We start from the raw sequence: 16,036 nt of genomic DNA, 5'->3' as shown, positions 1-16,036 counted from the left end.
AGCGACAAGCCACTCATTAAAACTCAAATCTCAAATCTCAAATCTCTTTAAGCATGGCAATTTTACATGGTAGTTGGATACCTCACGAGAGGGGTGGTCATCTGTTTATTTGGGGAGAAACCTGGCGAACAATGACGAAGGTAGAATCTCCATCATCTAGTGGTGCTTCTGCTCATCCGTTTGCAATGACGCAAGAAGAGTTAATTACTTTTTTGCGTTCTCATCGTCTTGCGATCGATCAGCTTCTGGAAGTGTCTGGAAGTTCTCGCCAAGGTAGCCGTAATGGTGGGCGAGAAAATCAACAACACAAATGGCAAGCTCAAGTTCTTGCCCTTCCAACTCAAGCCGAATCAACTAGCGAAGCCGCCTACCCACTACTCTCTACTAGAAATGACTTATACGGTACAGAAACTTCACCTGTGAGCCTTCAGCTTTGGGAAGTTGAGGGATTTTCTCTGGAGCCGTTAGAAGCAGTGAAACTGCTACAAGCGCTACCTCTTGGCTCTTTTAAGACCTCAGATGCTTATGTGGGAGGAGATTTGCGCTTTTGGTCTCAGGTGATGCGCTGGAGTTTGGATTTACTCGCTCGCTGTAAATTTTTACCGGGAGTCTATCGACAGATCAATGGCAATGTTGTTGCCCGTTGGCAACCCTTACTTGATAGTGCGGTTGATCAAGCGCGTCTGGACAAGTTCACCCAACTCATGCCATCAGCTTGCCGTGGTTATGAGGGAATGGGGAGTAGGGAGGGGGGACAAGGAGGAGTAGAAGACGCTTCTCTCACATCTTCCAAGTTTTCCCAATCTCCAATCTCCCCACAGGAATTGTTACTTGCCTTCTTGAGTAGTGCTATTGATGCCCAAGTCCGTAGTTGGGTAGAGGCTCAGGCAATACCCGCAGCAGAAGCTCCTATTCAGGACTGGATGCGGATGCTCTCAACACCCTCTGACACACTTGAGGCACCCACAGAGGCAGTCGCGCGACTGGAAGCTGCACTCTCTACCTGGACAACACCAGTGCAACAGAACCTAGTTGCACTAACCTCTCAAACGTTGGAGCAAAACTTATGGCATGTCTGCTTTGTGTTGCAACCGCCAAAATCGAGTGAGACGAACTGGCAGTTAAAGTATTGCTTGCAAGCGGTTGATAACCCAGACGTTTTGGTTGATGCTGGGACAATTTGGAGTCAGCCAGTCGAGCAATTGGAGTATCAAGGGCGAATTATTGAGCAGCCTCAGGAAACATTCCTCAGAGGCTTAGGGTTGGCTACCCGACTCTATCCTCCTATCGAACGCAGCCTACACGAACCACGCCCTCAATCTTGTGAGCTAACACCAATAGATGTGTATGAGTTCATCAAGGCAAGTGCATGGCGGTTACAAGATAATGGCTTAGGGATTGTTCTACCACCAGGATTGGCACCAGGTGCAGGAGCAAGACGCTTAGGAATCAGCATTAGTGCGGAGGTACCGCAGCCGAATAAAAAAGAGCGCTTGGGATTGCACAGTCTCTTAAAGTTCAAATGGGAACTCGCGATTGGTGACAAACGAATCTCGAAAAAAGAGTTTGACCGCCTAATGGCACAACAGTCTCCGCTAGTGGAAGTTGATGGTGAGTGGATTGCCCTACAGCCTTCAGATGTCCGCGCTGCCCAAGCGGTGTTTGTCGCATCAAATGACCAAATGAGTCTCTCTGTAGAAGATGCTTTGCGCCTCAGTACTGGTGATACAACTACTCTGGCAAAACTTCCAGTGGTTCATTTTGAGGCATCCGGAGCTTTGCAAGAATTGATTACTAATCTCACAGGTAATCAGTCAATTAAGCCCATTGAGACACCCGAAGGTTTTCATGGGACTTTACGACCTTATCAAATACGAGGGGTTAGTTGGCTAGCTTTCCTGGAACGTTGGGGAATGGGTGCTTGTCTCGCAGACGATATGGGACTAGGAAAAACACCCCAGCTTATTGCTTTTCTACTGCATCTAAAAGAGCAGGAGGCGTTAGAGTCACCAACGCTTGTTGTTTGCCCAACTTCGGTGCTAGGAAACTGGGAACGGGAAGTCAAAAAATTTGGTTCCTCGCTAAAAGCAGTAGTTCACCACGGAGATAAGCGACTTAAAGGTAAAGCCTTTGCTAAGGCAGTTAAGGATAAGCATTTGGTGATTACTAGTTATCCTTTGGTGTTTCGGGACGCTTCAACCCTTCAAGATGTCTCCTGGCAGGGGGTTGTCTTGGATGAGGCACAGAATATCAAAAATCCTGGGGCAAAGCAGTCGCAGACGGTACGGCAGCTACAATCGGGATTTCGCATTGCGCTAACGGGAACGCCTGTAGAAAATCGCTTGTCCGAACTGTGGTCTATTCTGGATTTTCTCAATCCAGGGTATTTGGGCAATCAGCAGTTTTTCCAACGCCGCTTTGCAATGCCGATTGAGAAGTTTGGGGATAGGGATTCGTTGCAGACGTTGCGATCGCTTGTTCAACCTTTCATCCTTCGCCGTCTCAAAACGGATAAAGAAATCATTCAAGACTTACCTGAAAAACAGGAGATGAATGTCTTCTGTGGACTCTCAGCAGAACAGGCAGCGCTTTATCAAAAGTTGGTGGATGAGTCTCTAGTTGAGATTGAAGAAGCAGATGGCATCAAGCGGCGAGGGCTAATTTTGACATTGCTGTTGCGGCTCAAGCAAGTCTGTAACCACCCGGCGCAATACTTGAAGGAAAAAGGCTTAGGGACTCCCAAACGCTCAGGTAAATTGCTGCGTTTACAGGAAATGCTAGAAGAGGCAATTTCAGAAGGCGATCGCGCTTTAATCTTCACTCAATTTGCTGAATGGGGCAAACTCCTGCAACCGTATCTAGAAAAACAATTGGGTGGAGAAACGTTGTTCTTATATGGAGCAACGAAAAAACAGCAACGAGAGGAGATGATTGACCGTTTTCAGAATGACCCCGAAGGCCCAAGATTACTTATTCTCTCACTGAAAGCAGGTGGTACAGGACTAAACCTGACACGAGCCAATCATGTCTTCCATGTTGACAGATGGTGGAATCCAGCGGTGGAAAACCAAGCCACTGACCGTGCTTTTCGGATTGGTCAAACCCGCAACGTTCAGGTACATAAATTTGTTTGTACTGGCACGTTGGAAGAACGTATCAACGAGATTATGGACAGCAAGAAACAACTTGCAGAACAAACGGTAGATGCGGGTGAAGAGTGGTTGACAGAAATGGATACTGACCAATTGCGATCGCTTTTACTCCTTGACCGGAATGCCGTGATTGATGAAGATTGACCACCCCTCAGGAGCAACCAACAACCAATGACAAATTACGAGATTGAAAGCCAAGAATGGTGGGTGCAGCAGTGGAATGATTTACTTAATTCCTACCGCTTCAAAAAACGTTTGGAAAGAGCACGTAAATATGCTAAAGAAGGCAATGTTCTCAGTATTGAGTTTAAGGGACCAGAGGTTTTAGCCAAGGTACAAGGCACAGCTCCAGAGCCGTATCAAGTTTCCCTCTCGATTGACCCTTTTACTGAGGAAGACTGGAATTATGTCGTGGAAACGATGGCAGAACAAGCGATTTACTCGGCTCAGCTATTGGCAGGAGAGATGCCACATAATATCGAACAAGTCTTTACAGCTAATGGTTTGAGCTTGTTTCCCTTTACGTTATCGGATATTCATTCGCGGTGCAGTTGCCCTGACCCCCAAAATCCTTGTAAACATATTGGGGCAATTTACTATCAATTAGGCGATCGCTTTAGTGAAGACCCTTTTGTATTATTCCAATTACGGGGACGCACAAAAGAGCAAATCCTCGACGATTTACGGCGGCGACGGAGTACCGGAGTAGCAGAACACCCAAGTCCAGAAGCACCACAACCTCCAATCCCTAGCCCCAAATCCCCAACCTCTAACCCCCAATCTTCACTCAACATTGAGCAATTTTGGCAATACGACGAACCGCTAGATTCTTCCCTGGTTGTCATTGTGCCTCCACCAGACAGCCGTACCGTTTTGGATGTTTTGGGAACGATTCCTTTAGCTTCTGCTGATGCTCAAGCGGTGATGCAGTATCTAAAAACGGCTTATCAAACTGTTAGCCAGCAGGCTGTAATGTCAGCACTTAACCGAGACGAAAGTTGAACAAAGAAAGGCAGAGGGCAGATGGCTTCTATAGATTTATCTGAGGCTGAAGAAACGAACCTTCTGGCTGAACCGTTGCGGAGCAAGGGTTACAATCCCATAAAGAACAGAACATAAAGCCCTCTGCCTTCTGAAATTAGCCCCTTTCCCTAGATGTCATTTACCTACAATCGTACAGTTCACTTTCGAGATACTGATGCTGCTGGTGTTGTCTACTTTGCTAATGTTTTGTCTATGTGTCATGAAGCCTACGAAGCCTCATTAGCAGTATCAGGCATTAATCTCAAGTTGTTTTTTACCCAACCTACGGTTGCGATTCCAATTGTTCATGCAAGTGTAGATTTCTTTCGCCCGATGTTTTGTGGTGACGAACTGCAAATTTACTTGACACCCCAAAAGTTGGGGGATACTAAGTTTGAGATTGGTTATCACATTATTGCCGCTTCTTCATCAGAACAGCCATTAGCTCAGGCAATCACCAGGCACGTTTGCATTAATCCAACTACCAGAACCAAAACTCAGCTACCTGAGGGAATCATAAAATGGCTCAGTGTTAACTCTAACTAGCAAAGGTTGCCAAGTTTATCACTAGTAGAAATTTTAGACGGTGAAAGTAATTACAGTGTGATTAAGTTAACCTTATTTAACTAAGGCGATCGCATAAAATAGATTCCCATCCGTCTCTCTTCTTGTCATGAGCAACTTGCCAGATTTTTCCCGCTACGGCTATCAAGTTATCAGAGAACTGGGTCACAATCACATTGGTGGGAGAGTTACTTACCTGGCAAGGACTATCTCTGAGGAAAATAAGCAGGGGAGGCAGGGGAAGCAGGGGGAGATTATCACTTGGGCTTGTGGTGATTCTACGCAGGCAGACTTTCTTGATAGGAGAGAAGTCGGGGAAGTAAAAGAAGTTGCAGTGGTGATTAAGCAGTTTCAGTTTGCTCAGTTTGGGACTAGCTGGGCAGAGTACGATGCTTATGAGCAGGAAATTAGCATGTTGCGTCAACTCAATCATCCTGGCATTCCTCGTTATCTCAATTCCTTCCAAACTCCTGATGGCTTCTGCATGGTTCAGGAGTACAAAAATGCTCAATCATTAAGCAAACCTCGTCACTTTTCACCCCAAGAAATTAAGCAAATTGCTATTGCTGTCTTAGAGATTTTGGTTTATTTACAATCTCAAAATCCCCCTGTTATTCACCGGGATATTAAACCAGAAAACCTCTTGCTTGACGAGGGCGATTATCCAAACTCTCTCAATGTTTATCTTGTCGATTTTGGTTTTGCTCGTGTGGGAGATGGAGAAGTTGCAGTTAGTAGTGTTGTTAAAGGCACATTGGGATTTATGCCGCCAGAACAGCTATTCAATCGGCAGCTAACCCAAGCGTCTGATGTTTACGGTTTAGGCGTAACGCTGATTTGCTTACTGACTGGCACTAAATCGATTGATATCGGTAACTTAATTGATGCTAACTACCGCCTTCATTTCCAGCATTTGGTGCCACCATTCCAACGCGGGTGGCTGAACTGGCTCTCAAAAATGGTAGAACCTAGACCACAAGAACGTTACAGCAGTGCGGCTTCTGCGCTTGCTGTCCTCAAGCCACTTGATGTTAATCGTTTACCCAAGGTTAGACTCAGCCGCGACTCTCTAAAGTTGAGTGCTTCAGAATTTGGTGAAAAGGTTAGCCAAAGTATCACGGTTAGTAATCCAATACCAGAAACGTTGCTAGCGGGGAGTTGGACTGTAGCACCACATCCGAACGACCCACCTCATACTCCAGATGGCCATGCTTGGATTTCGTTTCAGTCTAGGAGGTTTGAGGGCAATCAGGTTGAGTGCAAAGTCTTTGTAGATACGAGTAGGTTACTGGCTAGTCAAACCTACAATCGTCAGATTTTATTACGCACTAATACAACACCAGATACTTGTGCGATCGCAATTCAAGTTCAAACAGCAACTCTCCCCGAAAACCAACAACTGAATTATGAATTTCCCACGCTGTGCTTTGTATTCTGGTTTTTTAGCTGGCTACTTTGCTCAATAGGTAATCCCAACAGTCCTTTGAACTTTTTTCTTGTACCCGGACTAGTTACTGGACTCGTCGTAATCGACATGGTAGTAACTAATGTTGATGCAAATGTAAAAGGAGTACTTTCTGGTACTACTATTGGAGTTTTAGTGGGAGTTACGTTTGGAGCGTTAGTTGCGCCTACTGTTACCTTGATTGGGGCAGCAACTGGGGCTGTGGTTGGAGCTTCAATTTGGGTTGTTATTACAGATAAGTTAAGCCGTTTGAGTGCTTCTTGGTTAGTCGCAATAATTACATTAGTTGGGATTGTAGGTAGTTCACATAAATTTTTCATGTTCGTTGCAGTACCAATCTTTTCGGGTCTTTTTACTACCGTTTGGACGGTTGGTATAATGCTGCCTGTAGTAAGAAGTGTAGTTGAGCATCAAACGGCAAGAGGATTTTCTAAGAAAGATGCTACCCTTGCTGCACTTCTGTGTGCGGGGTTAGGCATCAGTTTAGGAACTGTGATGCCTGTTAGCGCTATAGTTATGTCCCAAATTAACGGGTTAGAACCATTAAAAATTGCTGCTGTAGTAGGAATACTATTTATTGCCATCACTGGAACTAGTATCCCTTTAGTAAACCTAATTTTTCTAAAGAGAGCTAGATTGATTGCTAAATATCGCCGTTCTATTGCACACCTTGTTAAACCATAATTGGTTGTTAGTTGTTAGTTGTTGGTTATTGATTACTAGTTGCTTGTTTCTTTCTCTACTGGTGTATAGCAATTCTGTTTCAGTGAGGTACACCTAAGTTTCTACCTATTCCCCATTCCCCATTCCCCAAAAACTGATATGAGTAATTTTCCTGATTTCTCAAACTACGGTTATCAAGTCATTCGAGAACTGGGACACAATCGTGCTGGGGGTCGTGTTACCTATCTCGCTAACGAAATTAATACTTCAACACCAGTTGTCATTAAACACTTTCAATTTGCTCAATTTGTTGCTAGTTGGTCAGAGTATGAAGCCTATGAGCAAGAGATTCAAGTTCTCAAAAGACTAGACCATCCTAGCATTCCTCGTTACCTCGATTCCTTTCCCACAACGGCTGGCTTTTGCATGGTGCAGGAATATAAAAATGCGCCTTCCTTACTTGTATCTCGTTACTTTTCCCCTCAAGACGTTAAGCAAATTGCTATCTCCATCCTCAATATTCTTAAGTACCTGCAAACTCAGCAGATTCCTCCAGTAATTCATCGAGATATTAAACCTGACAATATCTTGGTAGATGACCAATTAAATGTAACTCTTGTGGATTTTGGCTTTGCTCGTTTGGGAGGTGGAGAAGTTGCTATCAGTAGCGTTGTTAAGGGAACATTAGGCTTTATGCCACCGGAGCAATTATTCAATCGGCAACTGACAAAGGCTTCTGATTTATATGGGTTAGGGGCTACGTTGATATGCTTGCTAACTGGCACAACTTCAACTGAGATTGGTAGCTTGATTGATGATTCAGGTCAAATCAATTTTAAGCAGAAAATACCTAAGTTAAGTTCAGATTGGGTTGACTGGTTACAAAAAATGGTAGAACCCAACTTCAAAAAACGCTATTCTGACGCAGGTGAAGCCTTAAATGCTCTCATGCCCCTTGATGTGCTTTGTAAACCTAAGAGGAAAAATTTAGTTCTACCGATAACGTTGAGTTTAGCGACCCTTAGTGTTGCTACCTTGGCTATAGTTGGACTTGAATTTATTAGTTTTAAAACAAAAGTTAACCTACCTCAAGTTGCTATACAAAAGCTTTCTCCAACTAGTGAAGTTTTATTTACTTCAGATTTAAATTCAAACCATACTCTAAAAATTATTCCAATTAATGCCGAACGACTTTACTTTAGTGGCAACTTCTATCCTTTAGATAATCGAGATTATAATAGCGTTTGTAGAATATTAGATGGTAATAAAAAGCTTGTCTATACAGGTCAAGCAAGTCTCCGAGCTTCAAGAAATAGATTACAGACTTGGTGTTGGTATCAGTTTAATCCTGAAATTGATATTCCGGGTAATTGGACATTTGAATTTTATCTAGATGGTCAAAAAGTCGCCCAGAAATATCTTACCGTCTTACCTGTTCAATAGTCGTGAACCTGTAGGACACTGGATTTCTCCATTGGTTAGAGTTGGCATAGTAGTAGGAAGAGAAAAGGGTTGATCAAATTCACAAATATTGGCAATGGTAGTGGCTTCATAGTTACCATATTGTTTAATTGAAAAAACGGCTCCTATATAACTACTAGATTTTTTTTTAGATAGAGCTGTGGTAATAACACTCTCAAAAAATGGCTCAGCGTTTTTCGGATCGTTTGAGGTTTGAACGGGTCCCATAGGAGACGAGATTTGGTAGATATAGTAATCTGTTTCTGTTTGAATGATTAGACCTAAATCTATCCAGGAATTTGTAAATCTGCCGTTTTGTAAAAAATAGGCTTGATGCGCCTTATTGGCTGCCTCAATTTGCTGTTTTGCTTTTGCCTGTATGACTTTGTTAGTACAACTAAACCACTGATTGCAGCGAAAATCGTAAGCTGTTAAGGCTAAAGAGGTGGCAAGGCAGCTATAAAGGAGGATTCTTACCAATAGTCCTGTTCTGGTAAAGCCTTGGGATTTATTTCCCTTAAGACAACACAACAGTAGCTTAGCTTTCGATTCAAGGTTCATTGGAGGAATACTACTACAGCTAACGGAGTCATTGGCGGACTCAATGTGAGGGTTGAAATGAGTGTAACTTATACGTTGGGTTAATGTAATTTTTAATTAAGATAAATGACAATTTGGACATTTAGGAAAAGCGATCGCTTTTGAGGCTATTGGTGATAACCAACGTATAGGTGAGGCTGAAAATTTTTAGAGATAGCTTGGGTCATTTCTGATTAACCTGAAGTAACTCAACCAAGGAATTTGCTGTTAATCGCTTTAGCTGCTCATAGTTCACCTTTCCTTGAGCATTACGCGGCAGATGTTCAACCGTAACCCAATATTTAGGGCGCTTGAATTTACAGAGTTTATTCTCTACTGCCGTTTTAAGTAACGTAGGAGAAGCTTTTAAAGAACTGGGAACATAAACAGCAGTTACAGCTTGCCCCCAATAATCATCAGGTAAGCCAATCACACAGACATCAGAAACTAGCTGAGTTGAGCGAATTACGGCTTCTATCTCAGCCGGAAATACATTTTCACCACCAGTAATAATTTTGTGACTGCGACGCCCAACAATCGTCAAGTAACCTTGCTTATCAAAGAAACCTAAATCATCCGATTTTAGATTTTGGATTTCTCCGTGAGGATAATAGCCAAGTGCTAGAGAATCAGACTCAATTGTAACGATTCCTGTTTGGTTAGCACCCAAAATTTCATCTGTGGAACTGCGAATTGTCACCCTGGCATGGGGTAGAACTTGACCACAACTGTTGTTACCGCTCAAAAAATCTTCGGGTTTAAGTGTAACGACTTGGGAAGCCGTTTCAGTCATACCGTAGGTGAGGGCAACTGGGATGTTGTAGCCTCTTGCCTGTTCTAAAAGTTCTGCCCAAGCTGGTGCGCCTCCCAAAAGTACCGTCTGAAAGCGAGACAACCACGTAGAGGAACCAGGGGTGATTAATCGTGCAAGTTGGGTTGGTACTAGGGAGATGAAAAACTCTCCGGGATCGAGATGATATTCTTCACCTGTGACTAAAGCTTTGAATGGCAGAATCACCATTCGCCCACCTGTAGTAAAAGAGCGCAGAAATTGCATCAAACCGCTGACATGATATAGCGGCAAGACACAAAAGGAATTAATCGGTTTCTCTCCAAAATATTGGTGGAACCCACGCACAGAAGCCATTAAAGTTTCCCAAGTATGGATGGCAAAGCGAATCTGCCCTGATGAACCTCCTGTGGGAATCATGATTTGCAATTTGTTGTCTGTTGCTGGTTGTTTGTTGTTTAGGTGTAAGGGAGGTAGAAAGGAATTGACTAACGATTTAGGGCTGACGACTGGCAAATCTCCCAAAACTACATCGGGTTGCACTAAATTAAAGACCTGTTGCCATTCCTGTTCAACCCAGTTGGGATTACACAGAAAAACGTAGCATTCAGCAGCACAGGCAGCAATGAAGCTTGCTAGAAATCTTACTGGCTCTTGCTCTGCCACGATAATTTTTAGTGGTGCCTTTCGGTTTTTCTGCTGAGTTAAGTCTAGGAATAATTGTTCACTTAGCTTGGAAAATTGATGGCTATCATGACCAATTAACCAATCCTCGTTAGCACGCTGTTTGAGATAAACTAATGTCCCTTCCATAGTTGCTCAAGCCAAGTTTCATCGTTGTCGTCAAACCAGTAATTAATACCAAAACCGACTGCGCGATTGCGGTGGCATAGTTCAGTCGCTAATTGAAGTGCTGCCTGTCTTGCGATCGCACTTTCAAAAACAGAGGAAAATACTGTATCAATATCGTGTGCTTGGCAGAATTGACGAAGGCGTTTTGGAGAACCTGCAATGCTTGGCTTAATCACAAAAATCCCTCGCCATCCCTGCTGATAACACGCTTCTAGCTGATTAAGCGTTGCTACCGATTCATCTAAGGCAATTGGTGTCGAATAGTAGCGACTCATCTCCAGCATCGTCTTGAACTGTTCAGGAGGTAGCGGCTGTTCCAGAAACTCTACTATTCCAGCCTTGTCAGACACTTGAAGCCACTGGATTGCTTCTTGCTGAGTTAGTCCTCCATTCGCATCCAGACGCAATTGAGTTGATGACGGTAATGCTTGAATCAGTTGGTCAAATACGTTAAGTTCATCCTCAATCGAAGCCACACCAATTTTCCATTTAAAGGTGCGATATTCCTGATTCCAAGCTGTTTGCCATGACTCTAAAGCCTTCTCTCCCGTAGGCAACAGATAGCTGTAAGTGATTGGAGACTGAAGAGTAGTACCTGTTTTCAAACCCTTCGATCCCTTATTAAGGGGGACTGTGATTAAATTCTCCCCCCTTAATAAGGGGGCTTGGGGGGGATCTGAATTTAACGGGGAAGTTTGAAAATACGCTCTAGGGGGTAAGGAGTAGGAAGACAAGGAAGAAAAATCACCCTTGTCCTCTTCCCAATTCCCAATTCCCAATTCCCCATTGCCCATTCCCCAAGCACACTCAAAGCCAAATTGACAAGCAGGGAGTTCAGTTGAGATAGAGAAAATGTCGGTTGCCGTAATTTCCGGTGGTAATTGCTGGCAAAATTCCTTAGCTTGCTCTAGGGTTTCTGAACCAAACCAGGGGATGGGAGCAATTTCCCCCCAGCCAATCCGCCCATTTTCATCGGTAAGACGAAGGATAATCCCTTCTCGAACTTCCCAGTTGCCGTGACTGGTGGAAAGAACACGCGCAAAAGGACGTTGATAAGAACGAAACTCAAGTCGCATTGCGGAGTCTTTTGTCATTTGTTTGACTAACCAATGAGGAATCCTAGCCCCAGCAACATACCACTGCAAAAATGCATGGCTACGGCAATAAACTTACAGTTACTAACCTTCTCTGGTTTGTCGTGATTTTGGGAAACGTGCTGGAATAACTTCAGTGCGAGCGGTAAGCTGGCAAACACAAGTAACGTCCAGAAAGGGAACACGCCCAACAAGACGAACAAAGTAGTGAGAACGTAAATGCTACTGCCAAACCAAAGTAAGACTTGGGCACCTCGTTTCGTACCAAGGCGGACAATTGGCGACTTCTTTCCCGCCGCCAAGTCATCCTTGACTTGGTGAAAATGGGAGCAAAACAAAATTACACTAGTGGCAATTCCAACAATTGTAGAGGCAGCAAGACAGTTCATTGACCAGGTTTGCGCCTGAGAGTAGTAGGCGGCGGCTACTGCCATCGGACCAAAGGTCACAAAACAGATAATTTCCCCTAATCCCTGGTAACCTAAGCGAAAGGGTGGTCCCTGGTAACTGTATCCTAAGGCGCAGCACAGGAGGATGATGCCAATCACGGTAAAGTCTCGCTGCCACCAGGCGATCGCCAATATGCCCAGGATACCTACCGCTAAAAATAAATTACTCAACCGGAAAATTAACGATTTATTCCCTGTTAAGTTCACAAGAGAATGCGCTTTATTTTCATCAATTCCGGTTTCGGAGTCAAAAACATCATTGCTAAGATTTAGCCAAGCAATAATCAAAATTGCTGACATTAAAAACGTCGAAAATATTCCTGTGTGAATCATTCGAGTTTCTGCAAAAGCAACAGCTGTTCCTATCCAAATTGGTACGATAGCAACACTGTACATGGGTGGCTTGATAGCGGCTAGCCACAATTTACTGTTTGACTGTTCAACAAAACTTGTAGTCATCAGACAGAATTGATTAAATTACTAGAAGCTCAGAGATTCCTGAAATTTCTGTGTTTTTTTGTGAGTGCATACTCAGATACAGACAAGAACCTGAGTAAGGGATTGACTACCAGACTCAAGGGAGACTTGGAGTTCGTCGTCTCCTTACATCGCTGACAACACCACTGATCACCTAGCAGGTGATAGTTTCTTCGGTACCATAAGTAAGTTGGCATTACAGAATTGCTCATCTGTGCTGTCAGTAAGGTGTTCAGCTACCCAATCGAGGAGGCGACTGGGGGTGTAAAGCGGGAGCGAAGGTGTCAATCGACACTAGGGGTTAGGTAGGGAGCAAGTATGTCCCTTTAGACATCCCACCATTGTCAATCGGTCTTTAGAACAGAACTTCAAAAAAATTTACTTATCTCTAGCTTCTATGACAGTCACCTCATTTTGTGCCAATCTCTTTCAAGATCACAAACAGCTGTATCAAATTCTCTCAGTGGGGAAACAGCAATCTATTGCAAAAGATTGTCCACAAATTGTTAGTATTTCTCAAGAAATGCAGCGGCTTGACCCGTTGGCTGTCTTACAAGCGATCGCAAAACCGAACCAACTGCAATTTTACTGGGAAAACCGACGCAAACAAGAAGCGATCGCAGCTATTGATGCTGCTGTATCGTTGCAAGTAGAAGGATGCGATCGCTTTTCTAAAGCTCAGCAGTTCATCCAGCACTGCCTGAAAAATACAATCAGTAATGGTATCTTAAATTTACCATTCTCTGGTTCTCACTTTTTCTGTAGTTTTACCTTTTTTGAAAATAATTTAACTGTTGACACTCCTTTCCCCTCTGCCACCGTTTTCCTGCCACGCTGGCAAGTTTCCATACAAAACGATACTTGTGTCTTAGTTGCTAATGTTGAAATCAGTTCAAAAGTTAATCTTGAATTATTAGTAGAGAGCTTATGCAGACAGTTTAGAACTATTAGCTGGTCTGGACATAGCCTTGCAAACTCAAATGAGACTAAATTAGCACAGTTAATTAAGCAGGATTCAAACAATACAGAGTGGTTTAAGCTGGCTGTTTCTTCTGCTTTAAAGTCAATCCAGACGAATCAATTTAGTAAAGTTGTTCTTGCTAACGCAATTGATGTTCTTTCACCACAACCGTTTAACCTGATTAACTCCCTTAAGAATTTACGAAAGCGTCATCCAGATTGCTACATTTTTTCGACTAGTAATGGGAAAGGACAAAACTTCATTGGTGCAAGTCCTGAACGCCTGATTAGTATTCACAACAAGCAGTTAGTAACGGATGCTTTAGCAGGTTCTGCACCACGAGGCAAAACAAGAGGCGAGGATGCCGCCTTTGCTCATCAATTACTTCTTAGTCCAAAAGAGAGGCGTGAACATCAATTCGTGCTTGATTTTATCACCAAACGCCTCGCTCAGTTAGGGTTAGTACCTCAGTTACTACCGACACCTCAACTGTTACAACTGTCAAATATTCAGCATTTATGGACACCAATCCAAGCGTTAGTTCCCACTGATGTGCATCCCTTAGATATTGTGGCAAAACTGCATCCGACTCCAGCGGTTGCTGGTGTTCCTACAGATGTTGTGCTTAGACATATTCTTCACTACGAACACTTTGATCGAGGCTTGTATGCTGCCCCACTAGGCTGGGTAGACTATCAGGGGAATAGTGAGTTTATTGTAGGAATACGCTCTGCTTTAATTGAAGGTTCAAAAGCTAGACTCTACGCAGGTGCTGGTATTGTTGCAGGTTCCGCTCCAGAAAAAGAGTTAGTAGAAATTCAGCTAAAACTACAGGCGCTTTTAAGAGCTTTAGCTTAATCTAGCTAAGTAGGTAGTCATAAATATTTGTCATTGAGTCAAGGTAGAAGGCAAAGGGTAAAGGGCAGATGATAAGAGGGTTTGAACCTCGTTTATCTTTCTTTGCAGAGTTATCTTCATTTATGCCTTCCTACTCACTTTGTAGTGAGTCTTCTGGCGTTAAATACTCGTAATAGTTAGTCAAGTTGATATGAAGCCTCAAGTGCTACTGCTTCAAAATGCTCGACAATGGGGAAGGGATTATAAAAATGGTGAAGTAGTTTTTTCCACTCCTGATACTCAGGAGAAATTCTAAATCCAATCGTATGATCTTCCAAATTTTGCCATTTTACTAAGAGTAAGTATTTCCCTTTGATTTCAAGACATCGATGAAGTTCATGGGATAAATAGCCGTTCATTGACGAGATAATTTTAGAAGCGTCTTTAAAAGCTGCCTCAAAATCATTTTCTAAACCTGGCTGGACCTTCAACATTACGGCTTCAAGAATCATCACTTTAAGAGGTAGTTTTGGATGGGTAGCTAAGAAGAAGTTTGTTAAGCTTAGCGCAAGTAGCTCTTAAAGGGGATTTACTAAGCGATGAATTGGATTGTCATACAAGCACAGGAAATCTTAAAAGATTTATCTCATCTATTTACTGCTGAGCTTTTTGTTATTGGCGACAAGCATTTCTCGCTTGGTTTAATCGCCACACTAATTTTATTAGCCCTAACTGCCTTCGTTGTTTCTCGCTTTATTAGTGAGTGGATTAACCGAGGAGTATTGGCACGAATGGGCATGAGCCGGGGAAGCCGAGAAGCTCTTGCTGCTGTCATTCACTATCTCTTAGCTGCTTTAGGGTTTGTCATTGTCCTCCAAACCGCTGGGATAAACCTCAGTTCTCTCACTGTATTTGCGGGTGTTGTAGGGATTGGGGTAGGTTTTGGATTGCAGAACCTAGCGAGTAATTTTATCAGTGGCTTAACGCTACTTGTTGAACAACCGATTAAAGTGGGAGACTTTATTGAAGTTGATGATTTATTAGGAACTGTAGAAAAGATTTCTATCCGCTCTACTATTGTTCGTACTATTGATGGCGTTTTTGTTATCGTTCCTAATATCCGTTTTGTTGAGAATAATATTATTAACTGGAGCTATCAAGACCCAACTTGTTGTATTCATATTCCAGTTGGAGTTGCCTATGGCACTGAACCTGTATTAGTGACAGAAGCGCTTTTATCTGCTGCCCGGATGGAATCAGGTGTCTTATACAATCCTTCCCCAAAAGTATGGTTTAAAAGTTTTGGAGATAGTTCTTTAAATTTTGAATTATTAGTTTGGATCAATGAACCCGAAAATAGTGACCCAATTAAGAGTACCTTGCACTTTCACATTGAGCATGAATTACGTCAACGGGGTATTGAAATTCCTTTCCCTCAGCGAGATATAAATATCCGCTATTCTGAAGCCTTAGGCGCTTGGTTTGACAAAGATAACTCAGGTGAGGAAGCAAACGGCAAAGCCCGTCGGGAGACAACCACTTCATCAAGCCCTAAACTGAAGTTCCCCTTTGACAAATCGCCATAACCCATGCTGTGACTGAAGTAAGGGCAAGAAATCCCCCGACTTTACTGGGTACAAAATACACTCACGCCCAGCAAATCAAAAGC

The 16,036-nt window shown here is 43.2% G+C and carries 12 protein-coding genes; 7 read left to right on the top strand and 5 right to left on the bottom strand.

The window, feature by feature from the left end:
* The first annotated feature begins 53 nt into the window (after positions 1-53).
* From H6F98_RS10790 to H6F98_RS10770, 5 genes are all read left to right on the top strand, one after another.
* Entirely contained in the window at positions 54-3,296 is a 3,243-nt protein-coding gene (locus H6F98_RS10790) for a DEAD/DEAH box helicase (RefSeq protein WP_192218689.1), read from the top strand.
* Between the two features lie 27 nt (positions 3,297-3,323).
* A complete protein-coding gene (locus H6F98_RS10785) occupies positions 3,324-4,154 on the top strand; it encodes an SWIM zinc finger family protein (protein WP_192218688.1) in 831 nt (276 codons plus the stop codon).
* A gap of 153 nt (positions 4,155-4,307) precedes the next feature.
* Positions 4,308-4,721, top strand: a complete 414-nt coding sequence (locus tag H6F98_RS10780) for a thioesterase family protein (protein WP_192218687.1) — start codon at positions 4,308-4,310, stop codon at positions 4,719-4,721.
* 127 nt (positions 4,722-4,848) lie between these two features.
* Positions 4,849-6,888 carry a protein kinase domain-containing protein gene (locus tag H6F98_RS10775; protein ID WP_192218686.1) on the top strand — a complete coding sequence of 680 codons (2,040 nt, stop codon included), beginning with the start codon at positions 4,849-4,851 and terminating at the stop codon, positions 6,886-6,888.
* Positions 6,889-7,026: 138 nt separating this feature from the next.
* The gene (locus H6F98_RS10770) at positions 7,027-8,310 is read left to right on the top strand and encodes a serine/threonine-protein kinase (protein WP_192218685.1); all 1,284 of its coding nucleotides are present in this window, start codon (positions 7,027-7,029) and stop codon (positions 8,308-8,310) included.
* Here H6F98_RS10770 and H6F98_RS10765 read toward each other — a convergent pair.
* From H6F98_RS10765 to menA, 4 genes are all read right to left on the bottom strand, one after another.
* The gene (locus tag H6F98_RS10765) at positions 8,296-8,889 is read right to left on the bottom strand and encodes a type IV pilin-like G/H family protein (protein ID WP_192218684.1); all 594 of its coding nucleotides are present in this window, start codon (positions 8,887-8,889) and stop codon (positions 8,296-8,298) included. The two genes, H6F98_RS10770 and H6F98_RS10765, sit on opposite strands and share 15 nt — an antisense overlap.
* Before the next feature lie 202 nt (positions 8,890-9,091).
* A complete protein-coding gene (locus H6F98_RS10760) occupies positions 9,092-10,510 on the bottom strand; it encodes a 2-succinylbenzoate--CoA ligase (RefSeq protein WP_192218683.1) in 1,419 nt (472 codons plus the stop codon).
* A complete protein-coding gene (locus H6F98_RS10755) occupies positions 10,495-11,643 on the bottom strand; it encodes an o-succinylbenzoate synthase (protein ID WP_242058477.1) in 1,149 nt (382 codons plus the stop codon). The genes H6F98_RS10760 and H6F98_RS10755 overlap by 16 nt, the downstream gene beginning before the upstream one ends.
* An 8-nt stretch (positions 11,644-11,651) precedes the next feature.
* Positions 11,652-12,551 (bottom strand): 2-carboxy-1,4-naphthoquinone phytyltransferase, encoded by a 900-nt coding sequence (gene menA, locus H6F98_RS10750; protein WP_192218682.1) that lies wholly within the window; start codon positions 12,549-12,551, stop codon positions 11,652-11,654.
* Between the two features lie 415 nt (positions 12,552-12,966).
* On the opposite strand from menA, the gene H6F98_RS10745 reads away from it, so the two are divergent.
* Complete coding sequence (locus H6F98_RS10745) at positions 12,967-14,388, top strand: isochorismate synthase MenF (protein ID WP_192218681.1); 1,422 nt, start codon at positions 12,967-12,969, stop codon at positions 14,386-14,388.
* 176 nt (positions 14,389-14,564) lie between these two features.
* On the opposite strand, the gene H6F98_RS10740 is transcribed toward H6F98_RS10745, so the two are convergent.
* Positions 14,565-14,879, bottom strand: coding sequence for an antibiotic biosynthesis monooxygenase (locus H6F98_RS10740; protein WP_192218680.1), 315 nt, complete (start codon positions 14,877-14,879; stop codon positions 14,565-14,567).
* Positions 14,880-14,966: 87 nt separating this feature from the next.
* On the opposite strand from H6F98_RS10740, the gene H6F98_RS10735 reads away from it, so the two are divergent.
* Positions 14,967-15,953 carry a mechanosensitive ion channel family protein gene (locus tag H6F98_RS10735; protein WP_192218679.1) on the top strand — a complete coding sequence of 329 codons (987 nt, stop codon included), beginning with the start codon at positions 14,967-14,969 and terminating at the stop codon, positions 15,951-15,953.
* Positions 15,954-16,036: the final 83 nt, after the last annotated feature.

Origin of the sequence: Microcoleus sp. FACHB-SPT15 (assembly GCF_014849525.1) — a bacterium.
Taxonomy (GTDB): Bacteria; Cyanobacteriota; Cyanobacteriia; order Cyanobacteriales; family Coleofasciculaceae; genus Symplocastrum; species Symplocastrum torsivum.
The sequence above is the reverse complement of the archived record's forward strand: the minus strand, read 5'-3'. Positions and strand labels throughout refer to the sequence as shown.

Bases quoted from the DNA above. Each gene is read 5' to 3' on its own strand.
- H6F98_RS10790 (WP_192218689.1), top strand. From the start codon at position 54: ATGGCAATTTTACATGGTAGTTGGATACCTCACGAGAGGGGTGGTCAT.
- H6F98_RS10785 (WP_192218688.1), top strand. From the start codon at position 3,324: ATGACAAATTACGAGATTGAAAGCCAAGAATGGTGGGTGCAGCAGTGG.
- H6F98_RS10780 (WP_192218687.1), top strand. From the start codon at position 4,308: ATGTCATTTACCTACAATCGTACAGTTCACTTTCGAGATACTGATGCT.
- H6F98_RS10775 (WP_192218686.1), top strand. From the start codon at position 4,849: ATGAGCAACTTGCCAGATTTTTCCCGCTACGGCTATCAAGTTATCAGA.
- H6F98_RS10770 (WP_192218685.1), top strand. From the start codon at position 7,027: ATGAGTAATTTTCCTGATTTCTCAAACTACGGTTATCAAGTCATTCGA.
- H6F98_RS10765 (WP_192218684.1), bottom strand. From the start codon at position 8,889: ATGAACCTTGAATCGAAAGCTAAGCTACTGTTGTGTTGTCTTAAGGGA.
- H6F98_RS10760 (WP_192218683.1), bottom strand. From the start codon at position 10,510: ATGGAAGGGACATTAGTTTATCTCAAACAGCGTGCTAACGAGGATTGG.
- H6F98_RS10755 (WP_242058477.1), bottom strand. From the start codon at position 11,643: ATGACAAAAGACTCCGCAATGCGACTTGAGTTTCGTTCTTATCAACGT.
- menA (WP_192218682.1), bottom strand. From the start codon at position 12,551: ATGACTACAAGTTTTGTTGAACAGTCAAACAGTAAATTGTGGCTAGCC.
- H6F98_RS10745 (WP_192218681.1), top strand. From the start codon at position 12,967: ATGACAGTCACCTCATTTTGTGCCAATCTCTTTCAAGATCACAAACAG.
- H6F98_RS10740 (WP_192218680.1), bottom strand. From the start codon at position 14,879: ATGATTCTTGAAGCCGTAATGTTGAAGGTCCAGCCAGGTTTAGAAAAT.
- H6F98_RS10735 (WP_192218679.1), top strand. From the start codon at position 14,967: ATGAATTGGATTGTCATACAAGCACAGGAAATCTTAAAAGATTTATCT.